The sequence below is a fragment of the Actinosynnema sp. NPDC023658 genome, from assembly GCF_040639995.1.
Taxonomy (GTDB): Bacteria; Actinomycetota; Actinomycetes; order Mycobacteriales; family Pseudonocardiaceae; genus Actinosynnema.
In genome coordinates, this window is the sequence record NZ_JBFAAX010000908.1 from 1 (window position 1) to 2198 (window position 2198).

General features: G+C 67.9%; 2 protein-coding genes and 1 pseudogene. 1 reads left to right on the forward strand and 2 read right to left on the reverse strand.

The annotated features are described in order from the left end of the window. On the forward strand, nt 1-1198 hold a 1198-nt coding region (locus AB0G02_RS36255), incomplete at its 5' end, for a transposase (protein ID WP_360803822.1). Here AB0G02_RS36255 and AB0G02_RS36260 read toward each other — a convergent pair. Continuing rightward, nucleotides 1186-1998: an IS3 family transposase gene (locus AB0G02_RS36260; protein WP_360803825.1), complete on the reverse strand. Its 813-nt coding sequence runs from the start codon at nt 1996-1998 to the stop codon at nt 1186-1188. The genes AB0G02_RS36255 and AB0G02_RS36260 overlap by 13 nt on opposite strands. 5 nt (nt 1999-2003) lie before the next feature. Continuing rightward, nucleotides 2004-2198 (reverse strand): annotated as a pseudogene (locus tag AB0G02_RS36265) (IS3 family transposase); the annotation flags it as partial.

Below are 2198 nucleotides of genomic sequence, written 5' to 3' on the forward strand. Positions count from 1 at the left end.
GTTCGTCGGGGAGACGCTGCGGGCGGCGCTGGAGGCGTTGGCCGCAGCGGCGCCGGAATGGCTCGGTGGGTGGATGGAGCCGGTGTGGCGGCAGCGGTACGGAGTGCGGACCGACGCCTACCGGCTGCCTCGGGCCGAGGACGAACGGGCCGCCCAGGCCCGACAGTTCGGCAACGACGGTTACCGGCTGCTGGAAGCGGTTCTCTCGACCGCCGCACCGCCGTGGCTGCGCGAGATCCCCGCGGTCGAGATCCTGCGGACCGTGTGGCTTCAGCAGTACCACCGTATCGGCGACGGCGACGAGCAGACGGCATCCTTACGGGGAAAGGATGATCTCCCGCCCAGTCGGGACAGGATCACCTCCCCGTACGACATCGATTCCAGATACGGGATGAAGCGCGGGATCGGATGGGACGGTTACAAGGTTCATCTCAGTGAGACTTGCGACGACACCACCGAGACCGGGCGTCCTCACCTGATCACCGACGTCCTGACCACCGACGCCACCGTGAACGACGCCGTGGTCGTCGAGCAGATCCACACCCGCCTCCGCGCCAAGGCCCTACTGCCTTCCGAACACCTCGTCGACGCCGGCTACACCTCCGCCGAACTACTGCTGGAATCACAGGTCGAGCATGGTGTGGCCGTTGTCGGTCCGGTGCGGTCGAACACCACGCGGCAGGCCAACGGACACAACGGCTTCAGCACGGAAGCCTTCGAGATCGACTGGTCGGGCAGACAGGCCACGTGCCCGACCGGAGCAACCAGCAAGTACTGGACCGAAGGCTTCGACAGCGGCAAGCGTCCGGCGATCCGGATCCGGTTCGCCACCGGCACCTGCGCGCCCTGCCCTGTGCGCGACCAGTGCACCAGTTCAAAGCGCTACGGCAGGCAACTGACCGTCCGTCCCCAGGAGCAGAACGTTCTGCTCGAACGTGTCCGGGCGGAGCAGGCCACCGAGGAATGGAAGCAACGCTACGCCGCCCGCGCCGGTGTCGAGGGCACCATCCACCAAGCCGTCGCCGTCACCGGAGCACGCCGCTCGCGCTACACAAGCCTGGCCAAAACGCATCTCGCGCACATCTTCACCGCTGCCGCCGTCAACCTGGTCCGCCTGGACTCCTGGTGGAACGGAACGCCACTCGCGCCGACCCGAATCTCCTACGTGGCAGGGCTCAACCTCGCTCATGCCGCATGAGAAATTGGGCAACAGGGTCCGTCGATATAGCGGAACAGTTCGTTCTCGGCCTCGTTGCGGGTGCGCCAGGAGCGGCGGTAGACCAGCTCGATCTTGAGCGTGGAGAAGAAGTTCTCCATCAGGGCGTTGTCGTAGGAGTCGCCGACCGAACCCATCGAAGGCAGGATTCCGTTGTCTTTCAACCGTTCCGCGAATCGGAAGGCCGTGTAGGTCGACCCGCGGTCGCTGTGGTGGATCAACTGTCCGTCGCGCACGTCGCGGGACCAGATCGCGTACTCCAGGGCGCCCAGGACCAGGTCGGTGTCGCAGCGGTCGCTGGTCTTCCAGCCCACGATCCGGTTGGAGAACGCGTCGCGCACGGCCGCGAGCCAGAAGGCGCCCTCGCCGGTGCGGATCCGGGTGGCGTCGGCGACCCACAACCGGTCCGGCGCGGCCGCGGTGAAGTCCCGGTTCACCCGATCAGGGGCCGGTGCGGCCCGCGGATCCTGCCTGGTCGACGACGTCCGCCACTGTTTACGCAGGAAGGCGCCCTGCAGACCGGCCTGGCGCATCAGCCGCTCGACCCGCTTGCGCGACACGCGGATACCCCGACGCCGCAGCACCTGGTGCACCCGCGGGCTGCCGTAGGTCCCGCCCGAGTTGGTGTGGATGTCGGCGATCTCCGCGGTGATCGCCCGGTCCTCGCGCTCACGGCGGGACGGGTCGGCCTGGCGGGCCACCCAGCCGTGGTAGGTGGAGGAGGCGATACCGAGGACCCGGAGGACGAACTCGACCCCGAAGCGGCCTCGAAGCTGCTCCACGAGCTTCACGACCGTCGCCGGGTCGGGTCGAGTTCCGCCGCGAAAAACGCGGACGCGGTCTTCAGGATCTCGTTGGCCCGCTTGAGTTCCGCGTTCTCCCGCCGCAGCCGGCGCAACTCCTCCGACTCGGTCGAGGTGGGCCGGTCGCCACGTTCGCCGCGGTCGGCCTCGTCCTGCCGGATCCAGTTCCGCAACGCCTC